Origin of the sequence: Bacillus cereus group sp. N31, assembly GCF_016483245.1 — a bacterium.
GTDB lineage: Bacteria > Bacillota > Bacilli > Bacillales > Bacillaceae_G > Bacillus_A > Bacillus_A toyonensis.
In genome coordinates this window covers 26,139-41,765 of sequence record NZ_JAEHCH010000036.1, presented here as the reverse complement: position 1 = coordinate 41,765, position 15,627 = coordinate 26,139, and the positions used below count along the sequence as shown (strand labels likewise).

Below are 15,627 nucleotides of genomic sequence, written 5' to 3'. Positions count from 1 at the left end.
CCCCTCCAAGTAATAGTGTAACATCCATGTGTATACATGGTCTTTTTCACACTGTCTACCTAAAGGGGATAATATCAATACTGCTATTGGGGCAGTCTTTCTCTTTTAAACTTTAAATCTTTCAATTAATCCTTGCAACTCTTCAGCCATTTGAGATAATGTACCAGCTGCGGAACCAATTTCCTCCATCGAAGCTAATTGTTCTTCAGCAGACGCTGCGACACTTTGTGTACTCGTCGCATTATTCTGTGCTGTCATTGCAATTTGCCCGACTGAAATAGACACTTCATTGGCACCTTTTGACATCCCATTAGCCGTTTCAACCATCGTTTTAATTTGATTAGCAATTTCATTTGTAGATTGTAAAATCTCAGCAAAATTTTGCTTCGTTTCATTTGCAATAACTAGTCCAGATTGAACTTCTTCATTTACATGACCCATAGATTTTACTGTCTTACTCATATCATCTTGTATTTCACATATTAATTTACTAATTTCACTGGAAGATACGCTAGATTGCTCTGCCAATTTACGTACTTCATCTGCAACAATCGCAAATCCTCTTCCGTGCTCACCAGCTCTTGCAGCTTCAATTGCAGCATTTAAAGCAAGAAGATTTGTTTGATCTGCAATATTTTGGATTACTTCTAATATGTCACCAATTTGCTTTGATTTATTATTTAATAACTGTATAACTGCATCAGATTGTGAAACAGATTCTGCAATAGACTGCATTTGATTTACTGTTTTCCCTACTAGCTTTCCACCATCTTCTGCTTTTTCACGAGTATGAGTAGAAGCCGTATTAATAGATGATGAACTATTTGCTACATGCTGAATTCCTTCTGTTACATCAAACAGTAACATCGCACCATTTTCTACACTTGTTGTTTGCGTCGTTGCACCACTTGATATTTCATCCATTGCCATTGTAATTTGTTCTGTTGCTTCACTCGCTTGCCTTACACTAGCAGTTAGCTCTTCTGATGCCGCTGCAACATGCCCGGCCGAATCATTAATCCTTCCAATTAACGTTCGTAGTGAATCTGTCATCTCATTAAAACCTTTTGCAAGTTGACCAATTTCATCGTTTGAATGAATTTCAATTGTTTGTGTTAAATCTCCTTCACTTATTTCTTTAGAAGTGGCAACTAATCTCTTTAAAGGTTTTGTAATAGAAAGCGTTACGAAATAAATAAGTGCCCCTCCTACAACTAGTGAAATAATCATAACAATTAACATATTATAAAATACAGGCTGAGCAGCTTCAATGACTTCACTTGAGTACATCGTTCCACCGATTTTCCAACCTGTTTTTAAATTTGTAGCAAATACCATTTTCTTTTCACTACCGTCATACGTGTATGAAAAAGCGCCCTGATTATCTTCGTAAATTCTCTTTGCCCAAGAATCAGCTGCTTTATCACCTGATTTTTCTTGCGGGTGAGCAATTATTTTTTGTTTTCCATCTAAAATGAAAGTATATCCTTTTTTACCAATATTGATTAACTTTGTTGTTTTCAATAAACTCTCTAAACTTAAATCTACCGCAACAACACCATTTTTATCTTCTGTTTGTTTCGCAATCGTTACGACAATATGTCCATTTCCTTTTGCCTTATACGGTTCAGTGACCACGATTCCACCTTGTTTACTCACTGCATCTTTATACCAAGAACGAGTTGTTGGATCATAATCTGCTGCCATTTGTATATTTGGTTCTTGCACAAACTTCTTATCATTGCCGGCAACATACACTTGTTCAATATCTTTATTTAAATTAATATACTGAGATAATACCTTTCTTAATTCATCTTGATTATCTCCTTGATACATATCACTATGAACCACTCGTGCAAAGTTATTTATTTCGTTAAACTTCGCCTCAATCATTTGATTGATTAAATTATCTAATATTTTTATATTATCGTGAGCACTACTCGTAATTTGTGATTCAAAATTCTTTTTAGCCGTTTGATAAGACATTCCTCCAATAATAGAGACAGCTGCAATTAAAATTACCAAAAATGAAATTAATAGCTTTTTTGCTACTTTTATATCTCGAAACCACCTTAACAGTTTACTCATTATAAACCTCCTACATTTAAATATTAAGTTTTAAGGATGAATAACCAATTATGAATATATCCCATTCCCTATCCTCTATTTTTACAATTCGTTTTTCATAAACACCTTGTAAAGTTTAAACAAATATCCTCTCTTTGTCTATATATATGAATAATATTATTATAAAATTTACAAATACAAAAAACCAAAGGAATAGTCCTTTGGTTTTTTACATTTTTTTATGTTGTTTAGAAATCTTCTTCCACTTATCACGCTCAGCTCTTGCGAGAATAGCATCTTGTTTTCTCATAAAATACGCCAATTCTCTTTGCAACTTTTTATAGCTTTGCAAACGATTTATCTTCATTAGCCCGTTATCAATTGCTTTATGCACTGCGCATCCTGGTTCATTTTCATGTTTACAATCTCGGAAGCGGCATGTTTTTGCAAATTCTTCAATATCAGAAAATGTTGTTTGGATTGCATCGCTTCCTTCCCAAAGCTGTAACTCTCTCATGCCAGGAGTATCAATGACTAAGCCCCCACTCGGTAGTTGGAACAGCTCACGATGAGTTGTCGTATGTCGCCCTTTACTATCTTCCTCACGTATATCTCCCGTTTTCGCTATCTCAATTCCTACGAGTGCATTTAACAAAGTAGATTTTCCAACCCCTGATGAGCCGACTAAAGCAATTGTTTTTCCTGAAGCAACAAATTGTTGTAACGAGTCAATACCTCTATGCTCTAAACTATCGACGACGAAGATCGGAACACCAATTGCAACAGCTTCCGTTTCTACAATTTTTTGTTCCACATCTTCACATAAACTACTTTTTGTTAAAACAATAACAGGCATTGCACCACTTTCATACGCTAATAGTAAATAACGCTCCAACCTTCTTACGTTAAAATCATGGTTAAGTGCATTCACTAAAAATAAATAATCAACATTTGCTGCAATAATTTGTTCTTCAGTTCTATTACCAGCTTCTTGTCTTGAAAAAGAACTTCTTCTCGAAAAAATACGATGAATGATTGCCTTTTTCTCATTTTCTATTTTCTTTATATACACCCAATCACCAACTGCTGGGTAATCTCCTTTCGTTACCGCTTCATGTCGAAACTTCCCAGACAGTTCTGCCATATATTCACCGTCATTACAAATAATACGATATATATGCTTATGCTCAAGTAAAATACGCCCTACTTCATAATTCTGCTCTACAGCTTGCTCTTCAAAAAATGAATCCCAGCCGAACGACTCTAAAATATTTTGATTCAAATCAAGATCCTCCCTAGTTTGTACTAAGTGGAAGGATTGCGAACTATCTTATATAATATCGCCCTTTCCATCCACGTTTGTATTTAATTTATTATTCATTACAGTCATATTCGCCATAATACATCACTCCGATCTTATTTTAATTACTCTCATTATATGGAATATCAATCTAAAAAGCTACTTTATTTGACGTAATTTTCAAATAAATCTCTCTTTAACATTCTAATTTGTCCACGGTGATTAATTTCATCTTCTATCTCATGAAACCAAAGATAGTGCTGGTTATACGCTACACCGTTAGGCCACTTTCTTTCTGACATTAGCCATGTATCATCTACTTTACTCAAATACTTTAGCGACTCTTCTCGAACACTTTGCAAAAGTTGTGCATAATACTGTATTTCATGACCATGAATCGTTCTCCCAACTTCCCCTAAATACAGTGCATCTTCCCATATTTCTAATTCTTCTTTTGTAAAGTCACGATTTTGAAATGAAATAAGCTGATGGGCTTTTTCTATAGATGCCATATGTTTTAATAAGGCGCCAATTGAATTCCCACCACTTGGCATAATTAAATCTAATTGCTCAACTGATAGATTTTCTATTTCCTGTAATGTTACCGCCCTCGTATGCTCCAGCATACTTACTAATTCCCCTATATTTTTCGTATAACCATCCACACTTCTTATTCGATACTCTATATTCATATCACACACCTCTTTCTGTATTCATATTATTGTAAATATGATTCATATAATAGACTGAAATATATCGAAATTTTCTGTTATAATTAAATTGAATAAGATTTACCCAAACAAACTTTCTCAATATGCTTATATGAAATATGAAAAGGAATCAATATGAAAAAATCGAATCTTATTCACTAAAAGGAGTGGATTCGATGGAAATGTATCAATGGCTAACCGCAGTTCTCGTTGGTGGCATTACTGGCTTCGTTTCCCATCTAATCAATAACCAAGGTAAGTTATTGCTTCCACGCCGTTTGAAAACTTTTTTTCATTTTGGATTTTTAACTGATATTTTTACTGGTAGCCTAGCCGCACTTCTTGGACTCGTTTTATTCGATGTCACCGCAATAAAGGAAATTATAAAAGTCTCCATTGTGACTGCTATTTCCGGTCAAACCTTTTTACTTCACCAAGCTCTAGGTGGTGAGCAGGCTAAAAATACGCAAATTGGAAAAGCTGATGAGAAGATTCAAGAAATTGACAAATTATTACGACGTTAGTCTATACTTTCTTTAAAAATTATTGTTATAATGAAAAATATATATTTTCTATTGCGTCGTTTGTCAGAAGAAAGGGTGTTTCGTATGACAAAAAAGAAAATAGAAGATTTCTTAACAAACACCGAAAAAGAGGAACTGCTAGAAAACTATAAATGTTTACGAGAAGCCCGCACAAAAAGCGAAGCTAACTATTTTGGTGAAGAAGTAAACCATCTACTAAATAAAGCAAAACAACGAATTATTAAAGATGCAGGCATACATGATGAAAATGCAGCAACTGTTCAATCAAAGAGAAAAGCACTGTTTTAGTTATATTAGCTAAAACAGTGCTTTTTATTTACAAAGATTTTCACCATAAGCATTTTTCACATTACTTTCACATCTATTTCACAAATATAAGTAATCCTATATGTTAAACTGAGTATATCCTTTTCCAAGGAACTATATGCCGATATATAAATCCCTATCTTTATAGGGATTTTTTATTTTTATACTATGTTTATATAGTATAAAAGAAAAGGAGCTTAGCATGCGATCTTCCCCTTCCTCACTACTCTTCTAATATTAACTCGATTTCTTTCATTGCCCCTTCATTCAATGATACATCCACCGCTTTCACACTTTCTCTTATTTGCTCAGCCCGCTTTCCACCAGGTATAACAGTATCAATTCCTTCTTTATTTAATAACCATGCTAACGCTAAATGAGGCAATTCAATATTATTTTCTTTAGCTACGTCTTTTAACTTTTCAACTTTTTTAAAGTTACCTTTATATATATTTTCTTCAAATAGATTTACACTTTGACGCCAATCCCCTTTATCCAAGTCAAAATCTTCTGTATATTTACCGCCTAATATCCCAAAGGCTAGAGGCCCATACGGTATAAATGAAATACCTTCTTTTATACAATACGGCAATAGTTCTTCCTCGGCAGTACGATTTAACATATTGTAAGGCGATTGTACAACATCAATATGACCATGTTGATTCGCTTCTTTTAATTGTTCTATGTTTACATTCGATATTCCAATTGAACGAATTTTCCCTTCTTCTTTTAAACGAGTAAGCTCTCCGATTGAATCTATGTAACTTGTTTCAGGATTTGTAAAATGTAAATAATATAAATCAATATAATCAGTCTGTAATCTTCTTAAGCTATTCTCCACAGCATTTCTTAAATAACTTGGTTCATTGTTAATATAAGTTTCTCCATTTAATAACGGCTGAATTCCACCTTTTGTAGCAAGTACAAACTCGTGGAGTTTCTCTTTTAATACCTCTCCTATCAATTCCTCCGATCTACCAAAACCGTATGAATCCGCTGTATCAAAAAATGTAATTCCTTGCAGGATTGCTTCTTCTATTAATCGTTTTCCTTCTCCCTCATTCACATCAACATATAAATTATGCCCCCCTACTGCATTTATACCTAAACCCAACTTTGAAATATTTAGTCCAGCCTTTTGCAATTTTATATACTTCATTTTTTCTCCCCCTTATATTTCTATTGTTCGAATATAATTGAACAATAGAAATATATCACTTTATATGCTATAGTGCAAATATGTTAACTTATACAAGTAGGTGAAAAAATGCGTACACTCTATCATCCAAATCGAGAAGAAATTCAATTTTCTTCTGTCCTATATGCACTTAGCGACCAAATTCGTTTACAAATTGTAAATATGTTACTAGAGAAAAATGAGCAATCTTGTGGTGCGTTAAACATTCCAATCGCAAAATCAACTTTATCTCACCATTTCAAAGTTTTACGTGAATCAGGTGTCATGTATACACGTCTTGAAGGAACACAACGTTTCATTTCAATTCGTGAAGATGACTTAAATGCTAGATTCCCGGGTTTATTAAACGTTGTATTACATGCGACAGAGCCATACTAAAAAACATCTCACTTACAAATGAGATGTTTTTTAGTATTTGTTATTCTTTTAATAGATCTATTAATCCATTCCCTTCAGATGTACGCTCATATCCTAAAGGTACAGTTCTTTTAATAAGTTGCGCGTAAATTTCTGGCTCTGATAACTTTCTGCCATATTCTCTTTCGCACTGCTTAATGAGAAGTGCTAATGCACCAGCGACATGCGGCGTCGCCATTGAAGTTCCACTTAATACAGCATATTTCCCCTCTGGATACGTAGATAATATTTCATCACCTGGCGCTACTAAATCAATTTCTTGATTTGAATTACTAAAACATGCGATTTTCCGCTCTAAATTGACAGCACCAACTTCAATTACTTCAGCATAAGCACCTGGGAAATCTAGTTCCTCCGTATTATCATCACAATCTCCATCATTTCCTGCAGCACATACAACGAGAACATCTTGATTTACTGCATTTTGAATAGCTTCATGTAATTCCGGAACGTCTTGCGGACCACCAAGTGACATTGAAATAACTCTGACTTCTTCTTTATTAGGTCCTCTCCAATTTACAGCGTAATGAATCGCCTCAATAATTTGCTCATAGCTTCCAGAACCATCTCCCGCTAAAACCTTTAACACTAGCATTTTAGCAAGAGGTGCGACTCCTAAAACACCGACATCATTTTCAGTCGCTGCAATCGTCCCCGCTACATGAGTCCCATGGCCGTTATTATCAAGGTAAATGTTCGGATCTCCTTCATAATCTTTCGTGAAATTTCTCCCACCAATAATACGATCTTTTAAATCTATATGATTAATATCACAACCTGTATCTAATACGGCAACGACAACATCTTTTCCTTTTGCACTCTTCTCCCATACTTGTGGAGCGTTAATCAGTTGTACACCTGGTGGAATCTCATTTACTTGTTCAACCACCTTATTTACGGTAAACGGAATCAATTGTATACCTTTTTGTTTATTCGCTGTACTACTGTTCATCGTAATCCCTCCTGAAAATATATTATTTTCATTTCAGACCACTATTGAATAGGTTTACATTTAACATTCGTTTTAACTGTTCTATTTTCCTTCATTTCAAATGTTTCTCAATATAACTTACCAACATTTATCCCGTGCTTTGCAGGCAATAACAGTTCAAATCATTCAACGAATGTATAAAAATAAAAGGACCATTAAATGGCCCTTTTATAGTTTTTTTAAAGAATCATATATAATCTTTAAAATATTATATATGAAAACTAAATCTCACTTTTTTTTAAAAACTTCTCTATTTCTTTTATTAAATGTTTCGCTCCATCTATACTAACAGTAATGTTTCCATTTGCTAATGATATGTTCTGATCTGAAACATCACCTGTTATTTGACAAGCATTGTAAGGTTCATATTTTTGTAAAATGACTTTATCTTCATCTACGAAAATTTCAAGTGGTGATTTAATTTGTATACCTAATACATCTCTTAATTCTTTAGGAATAACAATTCGTCCTAATTCGTCTACTTTTCGAATAACTCCTGTTGCTTTCATATTACTCCCCCCTTACTCTCTATTAATTTTCCACCTCGCTTTTTCCATTTTATCACTTTTTGGCAATACTTGTATCTTTTTAGAAAATTTTGTACTCAAGTTAAAAAAACACAGTTAACGAATACGTAATCTCTCTTTCAATTGTTTTAAATAACGAGATCGTATTATTAAGAAGTATACAACTTGAATTCCTACGAAAATACTTAATACAATTGTATTTTCTTTAAACAGTGAGTACTCAAACATCTGTCCTAACGCAGTTAACGCTACTGCCCCATGTAATGTTGCAACACCTATCGGAACGAAGAATAAAAGTGCCAATCGAATTGTAACTACTTTCGATAATTCCCCACTCGTTAAGCCAACTTTTCGAATCATTTCAAATAACCGAGTATCATCCTCCAAATCAGAAAATAAACGGAAGTAAAGGAAGCTTCCTGCACATACGAAAAATACAATACCAATAAAGAAACCTACAAATAAAATTGGTCCTGCGATTTGTAAACTTTGGTTTTGTTCGTACTCTTCTGCACTAAACGTTGCATGTTCTTCATAAGGCTTCATCTGACTCGTAAGTTCTTTACCAACCTCAATTTCATCTTTCATTCCTTCAGTTTTATACATATAATCTTTTGTTTCTATAAATCTACCTTGTAATGAATCATATTGATTATTAGGGATTACATAAACATTTCCTCTTAATATTTTCCCCAATGAAGACGAAGTAACTTTTTTCACTTTTAAATGTTCATTCATATTAGGTAAAGTAATTTCTTTTCTTTCTTTCATCGGTGGTCCTGGTATTTCGGCCGACAAAAATAAAACCTCTTTATTTGCTACAGTATTAAATGGTTCTCCTGTTAACTTTGCATATTCCTTATACTCTGATTCTTTTATAAAAATGGCGCTTCTTAATGACTGCTCCTCCGTTTTCTTCGATGAGATATTAGTTTTTGAAGCTGCTATATTATGTTTTTTTAGTCCCTCATCGATGATCTTCAGATGCTGTGATTCATTACTATTCCCTTGCTTAGAGTGGTAATGAAACGCAATTGGTCTCTCCATAATCCCTTTCGTCATTGATGCAAAGCCAACTAATGTACCTATTGCCGAAAATGCTACAGTTGAAATTATCGTTACAATAAAGAACATTCTTGCGTTATCTCTCATACGGTACGCTAAATCTGACAACGTAATAATATTTGTCTGTGTCCAATAGAAACGTTTACTTTTTTTACATAGCCGAATAATAAAGACACTCAACTGCTTGTACAGCAAATACGTACCAATAATGACTACCGTTGTAACCGGAATCATCATCACAAATACCATAGCACCATGTGACATAAGAGCGCCTGTATAACCAGCACTAAGCAATACTACTGCTAATATAGAAGAAATACTCGATGCTTTCGGTTCTGGCTTCGCCTCTGCTGATCCTCTAAACAATTTCATAATATTATTTTTACGAACCATTCCAGCACTAAATAATGAAATAATCATAAATAATATGAAAAACATAATACTCGTTACAACAACTGCTTTCATTGGAATGTAATAGGATAAGGAAATATCTAGTTTTAATATCATTGGGGCTACAAAAATTAATACTCCTGAAAACAACATACCTGAAAGAATCCCGAAAATAATTGCCCCTATTCCAATCATAATATTTTCAAAGAAGATAAGACGCTTTAATTGATATTTCGTCATACCAAGCATCATTAAAATTCCTAGTTCACGCTTTCTCGTTTTTAAAAACATTCCCATTGAATATAAAATAAAGAAGAATGTAAATACGTAAATAATAGACTGTGCAAACGACATACTTACAAATACATACTGACCTAATTCTCCTGCACTTAATGCCGGATGAAACGCAAAAAACGAATATACAAAAAAGGCCATAATTGCAAATGCACTACTCAAAAAATATGCTGAATATGTCCGTCTATTTCGCGTTACATTCCGATATGCGAGTTCTCTAATGTTCATATTACTTCTCCGCCCTTCTACTAACTATGCTTTTATAGTAGTAAAGTAGGGAAATACCTTCCATCGATTCAAATGACAAAAACCTTACATTTTTGAAAGGTAAAAAAATTGCTTAAACGAAACAGTTTCATTATAATGACTACATTCATATTCATACACACATCCTATTGTATATTCGTTAGTTTTGCGAAATAATAAAGGATAGAAGTATGTACCAATATATACATAAAAATTTTTTATTTACCGCTTTAATATGAATAGGAGGAAAACATAATGACATTACAAGAACAGATTATGAAAGCATTACATGTTCAGCCTGTAATTGATCCGAAAGTAGAAATTCGTAAACGAGTTGATTTCTTAAAAGATTATGTAAAAAAAACAGGTGCGAAAGGATTTGTACTTGGAATTAGCGGCGGCCAAGACTCTACATTAGCAGGACGTTTAGCACAGCTTGCAGTTGAAGAAATTCGTAACGAAGGTGGTAACGCAACGTTTATCGCTGTACGTCTTCCTTACAAAGTGCAAAAGGATGAAGATGACGCACAATTAGCATTACAATTTATTCAAGCTGATCAATCAACTGCATTTGATATCGCTTCAACCGTTGATGCTTTTTCAAATCAATACGAGAACTTATTAGGTGAATCATTAACTGATTTCAATAAAGGTAACGTGAAAGCTCGTATCCGTATGGTTACACAATATGCAATTGGTGGACAAAAAGGTCTACTTGTTATCGGAACAGATCATGCTGCAGAAGCTGTAACAGGATTCTTTACAAAATTCGGAGATGGTGGTGCAGATTTATTACCATTAACGGGGTTAACGAAGCGCCAAGGACGTGCTTTATTACAAGAGTTAGGTGCAGATGAGCGACTTTACTTAAAAATGCCAACAGCTGATTTATTAGATGAAAAGCCAGGTCAAGCTGATGAAACAGAATTAGGCATTACTTACGATCAATTAGATGATTATTTAGAAGGTAAATCAGTTCCAGCTGACGTTGCAGAAAAAATCGAAAAGCGTTACACAGTGAGTGAACATAAAAGACAAGTACCAGCGTCAATGTTTGATGATTGGTGGAAATAAAACATAAAAAAGAAGCTAATCTTTTAGCTTCTTTTTTATATGTTAGCGATATACCCCTACTCTTTTCTCCAATAAATCTTGCAAGCAATCTTCATGTTGTTTACAAAATAACGGAGGCATTTTGTCTAATGGGAAAAATTTTAAATCTAACGTCTCATCACCGTCTATTTTTTTATTCCCTCCAACTATTGAGCATGAAAAGCACATCACAATTGTCTGTGCTTTATCTCCATTTGGATATGTTTGAAAATATTTTGTATACACTCCAATAAGCTCATGTATTTCTACATCATACCCAGTTTCTTCCTTTATTTCTCGAATCGCAGTTTCCGCAGCCGACTCTCCTATCTCCATTGCGCCACCTGGAAAGCCCCAAGCATTAAAGTCTCCTCTTTTTTGCAGTAATACTTCTCCCTCTTTATTAAACACAAAACCACCCGCAAAGTTTAAGAAAACATAATCATGTCCTACTTTTTCACGTAATTCTTTTATATAATCGGCCATTTCTTTTCCTCTTTTCATACGTCTTCCATCGTTATCTCGCTATTTGCCAGGCAGTAAGATCCCCACCTCAAAATGTAGCGGAAGCAAAGAAATTAGGTGGGAGATCAACTGCTCGTAAAAGCCTTCACTTTACTTCTTATTTATTTCTAGCAATTCAATAATTCGATCTAGCTTCTGATTCATATTGATAACATGTTGTTTTTTTGCAGCGCTACTTTGCAATAATCTTCTAATAAACAAAGTAAATGATAGGAAAAACAAAACGATAAGTTCGATTATTAAACAAGTATATATCAATATAAATATATTATTTTCGAACAAATCCATTTAAATTCCACATCCTTCCTTTTTATTTTATCACACAATTCTGTTTTTTAAAACGATACATAATAAAAAGAGCACCTTTTACAGATGCTCTTCTTCATTACTTAATACGTAAATGTAATTGTCGCTAATGAATAACCTGCCATTGCACTATATGGTGCTACTTGATAAGATACACGCTTTGCACCTTTTGGCCAATTTATTTCATTTAATACTTTCTTTATATCTTGCATTGTTCCATCCATGGACTGCTTATATCGTACTTCTACCTTTTCTGGTTTACTAGCAAATTGTTGCTGCAACTTTTGCTTAAATTCATTATAATTTTCCGCTCCGTATTGTGCAGATAAGTATTGTAAATTTGTTTCTTTTAACATTTGCTCATATACAACGTTTTTTGAACTACCAGCTTTTATTTTGTTTGTTAACTCACCAAAGTAACTTGTAGTTGCTGCTGGATATTTACTACGATCCCAGTCATGGTCTTTACTTAATTGGTCGTCAGACATATTAAAATATGAATATGTTACACGTCCAGCTTTGTCTGGTACTGGATCATCGAATGTAGTATCAAGATGGTACCATTTGTTTTCAATGTTCACTAAATTCCATGCATGAGCTTGTCCATTTCCTGTACCAGTTACAATATGATTTTGAATACCTGCTTCTTTTAGTAATTCATATGTTAATAATGTATACCCTTGGCAAACAGCAGAACGGTTCGCTAACGCTTCATATGCTGTATACGCTTGATAAGAAGTGTCGTATGATACATGTTTCACAACATAATCATGAATAGCTTTTACTTTTTCATGCGCATCCATTCCTGGCTTTACAATTGAACTTATAATTGCTTTCGCCTGAGATTTTACATATTGTGTTTGCTCTTTTGATTCACGGTATTTCACTTGTAGTGTAAACGAATAGTTCCCTGGCATCCCTTTAATAGAATATCTAGTAGAGGCTACATTATATTTTACATACTCATCAGCATCTACGATTTTATTAAACTCGCCGTACAATTGGTCCATAATCTTTCTAGCATCTCTATCTTTTGTTTTATATGTGATTGTAATATTTTCTTCACGATTATCAATCTGTTTTTTTAATTCTTTTCTGAAATCATCTAATAACTTTGCATCTGATTGTGTCGTCACTACAGTTGGATTCGTAGCTGCATAAGATACAGTTGACGATTGTAAGCCTCCCATTACAATCGTTGAACAAAGTGCGGCAGCTGTCATATACTTACTTGTCTTTCCCATCTTGTCACTCCTTATATTCTATAACTATACGAAAAAGTATCGTATAGTTTCAGAGTATACAATACTTTTCAAAATAGGTCATATGAGATTATGCATATTAATTAATTCACATAAAAAAGGTTGCTCTTTTAAAAAGAGCAACCTTTTTTATTAACACGTTTGTAACACACAGCATGTATTTTCAAAACGTCGATTTTTCAAATCTTCATTACCAATACAGAAATATAACATTCCTAACTCTCCCCAAACCATATTACAATTTTTATGATCTGAATCGATTTGGAATAAAAGCGTCATTTGCTGTGGATCTATCCCCATATATTCTCCTGTCTCATGTAGTACTTCCTCTTGTACAGAGAATGGCTCACCAAACATTTGATGGTTATCGTAGTTATCTGGGATTAGTTCTTCAAGTAATTGCAAGAAACGATCTGAATCGGCCTCATCTTCAATGAAAAGTTCTGGTAATTTATACGTCAGTTCAAAAGTAATTGCGCATTGATTATATTTCGCTTGCGTTTCATCCGCTCTTCGTAATTGCTCTACTGGAACATCATAATAAAGTACGCGCCCAGCTTCCATTGGATTCACATCTTCTTCAAAATAATTTTCAATGCTAAAGAAATATAACATTCCTGCCTTAGGTAGATTGTGATTCATACGAACGTTTTGTAAATCATTTAGATTAAATTGCGCGATAAAATGTAACGGATTTCCTTTATACATTGGATATTCAAATGTATCCGGTAAATCAGGAGCTCCCCCCATTTTTGAACTACCAATCGCAACCGTTTCTTGCTGCTCAGGCACAACTTTTACACAAGGAAATACAGTATTAATAAGTTCCTCTTTTAAATGTGTCAGTCCATATTTATCAATTAACACTTCAATTTTGTTATCCATATATTCTCCTTACATCTCTATACTTATTTGTATCATAGCACAAAGATTATACTCCATTTATCACAAAATCAACAAGCCTTCCAAAAAACGGGCTTATCCCTCATACGCGAACAAGTTTAAAAAAGCATAGTATACATTGTTCCTACAAACACGATAGTTCTTTATTCCTTCCAGTACATTTTCCCTTCGTTCATTTTCATTTTTAATTTAAGGAGGAATTCCACATGGGTTACGGATATAGTTGCGGCGGTTACGGTTACGGCGGTAGTTGTGGTGGATGTGGTTATGGAGGTTTCGCTTTATTAATCGTTTTATTTATCCTTCTAATCATCATCGGAGCTAGCTGTTGGGGCGGCTTTGTAGGCTGCTAGTAAACTTAAAAACTATTGTAAAAAAGCACGTATATTACGTGCTTTTTTTACATTTTCATTTTTAGAAAGGAAGTATGTGCAATGAAAATTGATGGTGTTTTTGAAGGAGGCGGTGTGCGTGGAATTGCACATGTAGGGGCAATTTGCGCGTTAGCTGAAAAAGGGTATGAATGGGAGCGTGTAGCTGGAACATCGGCTGGTGCTATTATTGCAGCTCTTTTAGCTGCTGGCTATTCTTGTTCAGAATTAAAAACAATTATAACTGATATTGATTATAACAAATTTATGAAGAAAACTTTCCTTGATAGAATCCCGTTTATCGGTAAAGGAATAAGTGCATGGTCTACTCTAGGTATTTATTCCAATGTATTTATAGAAGAATGGCTTGAAGAATTACTACGAAAAAAAGGAGTTCACTTATTTACAGATTTACCTGATTTAAACAAACTTAAAATTATTGCTTCTGATATAAGCAACGGTAAAATGGTTGTCTTTCCCGATGACTTGCCAAACTACGGATTTTTAAATTATCGCTTCTCGATTGCTAAGGCAGTAAGAATGAGTAGTACCATTCCTTTCTTCTTTGAACCAGTAAAATGGAGAACACCAAAATGGAAACAACCTTGTTATATGGTTGATGGTGGGATTTTAAGCAATTATCCCATTTGGATTTTTGACTCCCCTACCTCACCTCGCTGGCCAACTTTTGGATTTCATTTTGTAAAAGATGAAATTCAAGCTGATCCCGCCCATTATAAAGAGCCCATTTCCATGTTCAAAGGACTATTTAAAACAATGATGCAAGCTCATGATTTACGGCATTTAGATAAAGAATCAAAAGCAAGAACAATTACAATTCCTACAGGGACGATTACAAGTACAAATTTTGAATTAACGAAAGAGGAAAAAGAATGGCTTTACAATTCTGGTTATAACTCCGCAAATAAGTTTTTACAATCTTGGAACTTCAGACAATATGTTGATGAATATAGAAATGGAAATCAAGATCGCAAAACCAATAGATTTTTCCGTCAGCTTGACTCATAATATTATTATTTTCATACGGGATTTCTTAACGCTTTAATATTAAATAAGCCTAGTAATTTCATATATTACTAGGCTTATTTACC

The 15,627-nt window shown here is 33.9% G+C and carries 17 protein-coding genes; 6 read left to right on the top strand and 11 right to left on the bottom strand.

What is annotated here, in order from left to right; translation table 11 throughout:
* Positions 1–105: 105 nt before the first annotated feature.
* The 3 genes from JDS81_RS27610 to JDS81_RS27600 form a co-directional block, all read right to left on the bottom strand.
* A complete protein-coding gene (locus tag JDS81_RS27610; protein ID WP_097953353.1) occupies positions 106–2,088 on the bottom strand; it encodes a methyl-accepting chemotaxis protein in 1,983 nt (660 codons plus the stop codon).
* A gap of 208 nt (positions 2,089–2,296) precedes the next feature.
* The gene (gene rsgA / locus JDS81_RS27605) at positions 2,297–3,349 is read right to left on the bottom strand and encodes a ribosome small subunit-dependent GTPase A (RefSeq protein WP_001073071.1); all 1,053 of its coding nucleotides are present in this window, start codon (positions 3,347–3,349) and stop codon (positions 2,297–2,299) included.
* Positions 3,350–3,531: 182 nt separating this feature from the next.
* The gene (locus JDS81_RS27600) at positions 3,532–4,059 is read right to left on the bottom strand and encodes a DinB family protein (protein ID WP_097953352.1); all 528 of its coding nucleotides are present in this window, start codon (positions 4,057–4,059) and stop codon (positions 3,532–3,534) included.
* 194 nt (positions 4,060–4,253) lie between these two features.
* Here JDS81_RS27600 and JDS81_RS27595 point away from each other — a divergent pair, with 194 nt between their 5' ends.
* Both JDS81_RS27595 and JDS81_RS27590 read left to right on the top strand, forming a co-directional pair.
* Positions 4,254–4,601 (top strand): DUF4257 domain-containing protein, encoded by a 348-nt coding sequence (locus JDS81_RS27595; protein ID WP_000426317.1) that lies wholly within the window; start codon positions 4,254–4,256, stop codon positions 4,599–4,601.
* An 84-nt stretch (positions 4,602–4,685) separates the two neighbouring features.
* Positions 4,686–4,910: a hypothetical protein gene (locus JDS81_RS27590; protein WP_000162608.1), complete on the top strand. Its 225-nt coding sequence runs from the start codon at positions 4,686–4,688 to the stop codon at positions 4,908–4,910.
* 241 nt (positions 4,911–5,151) lie between these two features.
* On the opposite strand, the gene JDS81_RS27585 is transcribed toward JDS81_RS27590, so the two are convergent.
* Positions 5,152–6,087 (bottom strand): aldo/keto reductase, encoded by a 936-nt coding sequence (locus tag JDS81_RS27585; protein WP_097953351.1) that lies wholly within the window; start codon positions 6,085–6,087, stop codon positions 5,152–5,154.
* A gap of 108 nt (positions 6,088–6,195) precedes the next feature.
* Between JDS81_RS27585 and JDS81_RS27580 the strand changes: the two genes are divergently transcribed.
* Entirely contained in the window at positions 6,196–6,504 is a 309-nt protein-coding gene (locus tag JDS81_RS27580; protein ID WP_001259900.1) for an ArsR/SmtB family transcription factor, read from the top strand.
* A 40-nt stretch (positions 6,505–6,544) separates the two neighbouring features.
* Here JDS81_RS27580 and JDS81_RS27575 read toward each other — a convergent pair whose 3' ends face one another.
* From JDS81_RS27575 to JDS81_RS27565, 3 genes are all read right to left on the bottom strand, one after another.
* Positions 6,545–7,495, bottom strand: a complete 951-nt coding sequence (locus JDS81_RS27575; protein ID WP_001089053.1) for a serine protease — start codon at positions 7,493–7,495, stop codon at positions 6,545–6,547.
* A gap of 260 nt (positions 7,496–7,755) precedes the next feature.
* Positions 7,756–8,043 (bottom strand): AbrB/MazE/SpoVT family DNA-binding domain-containing protein, encoded by a 288-nt coding sequence (locus JDS81_RS27570; RefSeq protein WP_000648323.1) that lies wholly within the window; start codon positions 8,041–8,043, stop codon positions 7,756–7,758.
* 114 nt (positions 8,044–8,157) lie between these two features.
* Positions 8,158–10,038, bottom strand: coding sequence for an FtsX-like permease family protein (locus tag JDS81_RS27565; protein ID WP_097953350.1), 1,881 nt, complete (start codon positions 10,036–10,038; stop codon positions 8,158–8,160).
* Positions 10,039–10,311: 273 nt separating this feature from the next.
* Here JDS81_RS27565 and nadE point away from each other — a divergent pair, with 273 nt between their 5' ends.
* Positions 10,312–11,130 (top strand): ammonia-dependent NAD(+) synthetase, encoded by an 819-nt coding sequence (gene nadE, locus JDS81_RS27560; protein ID WP_000174898.1) that lies wholly within the window; start codon positions 10,312–10,314, stop codon positions 11,128–11,130.
* A 42-nt stretch (positions 11,131–11,172) separates the two neighbouring features.
* Here the strand turns inward: nadE and JDS81_RS27555 are convergent, their stop codons facing one another.
* The 4 genes from JDS81_RS27555 to JDS81_RS27540 all read right to left on the bottom strand — a co-directional run bounded on the left by JDS81_RS27555 (position 11,173) and on the right by JDS81_RS27540 (position 14,126).
* The gene (locus JDS81_RS27555; protein WP_000796418.1) at positions 11,173–11,634 is read right to left on the bottom strand and encodes an NUDIX hydrolase; all 462 of its coding nucleotides are present in this window, start codon (positions 11,632–11,634) and stop codon (positions 11,173–11,175) included.
* 129 nt (positions 11,635–11,763) lie between these two features.
* Positions 11,764–11,961, bottom strand: coding sequence for a DUF4083 domain-containing protein (locus JDS81_RS27550; protein WP_097953349.1), 198 nt, complete (start codon positions 11,959–11,961; stop codon positions 11,764–11,766).
* Between the two features lie 101 nt (positions 11,962–12,062).
* Entirely contained in the window at positions 12,063–13,223 is a 1,161-nt protein-coding gene (locus tag JDS81_RS27545) for a transglutaminase domain-containing protein (protein WP_097953348.1), read from the bottom strand.
* A 150-nt stretch (positions 13,224–13,373) separates the two neighbouring features.
* Positions 13,374–14,126 carry a YwqG family protein gene (locus tag JDS81_RS27540; RefSeq protein ID WP_000368922.1) on the bottom strand — a complete coding sequence of 251 codons (753 nt, stop codon included), beginning with the start codon at positions 14,124–14,126 and terminating at the stop codon, positions 13,374–13,376.
* 224 nt (positions 14,127–14,350) lie between these two features.
* On the opposite strand from JDS81_RS27540, the gene JDS81_RS27535 reads away from it, so the two are divergent.
* Entirely contained in the window at positions 14,351–14,497 is a 147-nt protein-coding gene (locus JDS81_RS27535; RefSeq protein WP_000540425.1) for a YjcZ family sporulation protein, read from the top strand.
* 81 nt (positions 14,498–14,578) lie between these two features.
* Entirely contained in the window at positions 14,579–15,544 is a 966-nt protein-coding gene (locus JDS81_RS27530; RefSeq protein WP_070173044.1) for a patatin-like phospholipase family protein, read from the top strand.
* The last annotated feature ends 83 nt before the right edge of the window (positions 15,545–15,627 follow it).

Bases quoted from the DNA above. Each gene is read 5' to 3' on its own strand.
- JDS81_RS27610 (WP_097953353.1), bottom strand. From the start codon at position 2,088: ATGAGTAAACTGTTAAGGTGGTTTCGAGATATAAAAGTAGCAAAAAAG.
- JDS81_RS27600 (WP_097953352.1), bottom strand. From the start codon at position 4,059: ATGAATATAGAGTATCGAATAAGAAGTGTGGATGGTTATACGAAAAAT.
- JDS81_RS27595 (WP_000426317.1), top strand. From the start codon at position 4,254: ATGGAAATGTATCAATGGCTAACCGCAGTTCTCGTTGGTGGCATTACT.
- JDS81_RS27590 (WP_000162608.1), top strand. From the start codon at position 4,686: ATGACAAAAAAGAAAATAGAAGATTTCTTAACAAACACCGAAAAAGAG.
- JDS81_RS27585 (WP_097953351.1), bottom strand. From the start codon at position 6,087: ATGAAGTATATAAAATTGCAAAAGGCTGGACTAAATATTTCAAAGTTG.
- JDS81_RS27580 (WP_001259900.1), top strand. From the start codon at position 6,196: ATGCGTACACTCTATCATCCAAATCGAGAAGAAATTCAATTTTCTTCT.
- JDS81_RS27575 (WP_001089053.1), bottom strand. From the start codon at position 7,495: ATGAACAGTAGTACAGCGAATAAACAAAAAGGTATACAATTGATTCCG.
- JDS81_RS27570 (WP_000648323.1), bottom strand. From the start codon at position 8,043: ATGAAAGCAACAGGAGTTATTCGAAAAGTAGACGAATTAGGACGAATT.
- JDS81_RS27565 (WP_097953350.1), bottom strand. From the start codon at position 10,038: ATGAACATTAGAGAACTCGCATATCGGAATGTAACGCGAAATAGACGG.
- nadE (WP_000174898.1), top strand. From the start codon at position 10,312: ATGACATTACAAGAACAGATTATGAAAGCATTACATGTTCAGCCTGTA.
- JDS81_RS27555 (WP_000796418.1), bottom strand. From the start codon at position 11,634: ATGGCCGATTATATAAAAGAATTACGTGAAAAAGTAGGACATGATTAT.
- JDS81_RS27550 (WP_097953349.1), bottom strand. From the start codon at position 11,961: ATGGATTTGTTCGAAAATAATATATTTATATTGATATATACTTGTTTA.
- JDS81_RS27545 (WP_097953348.1), bottom strand. From the start codon at position 13,223: ATGGGAAAGACAAGTAAGTATATGACAGCTGCCGCACTTTGTTCAACG.
- JDS81_RS27540 (WP_000368922.1), bottom strand. From the start codon at position 14,126: ATGGATAACAAAATTGAAGTGTTAATTGATAAATATGGACTGACACAT.
- JDS81_RS27535 (WP_000540425.1), top strand. From the start codon at position 14,351: ATGGGTTACGGATATAGTTGCGGCGGTTACGGTTACGGCGGTAGTTGT.
- JDS81_RS27530 (WP_070173044.1), top strand. From the start codon at position 14,579: ATGAAAATTGATGGTGTTTTTGAAGGAGGCGGTGTGCGTGGAATTGCA.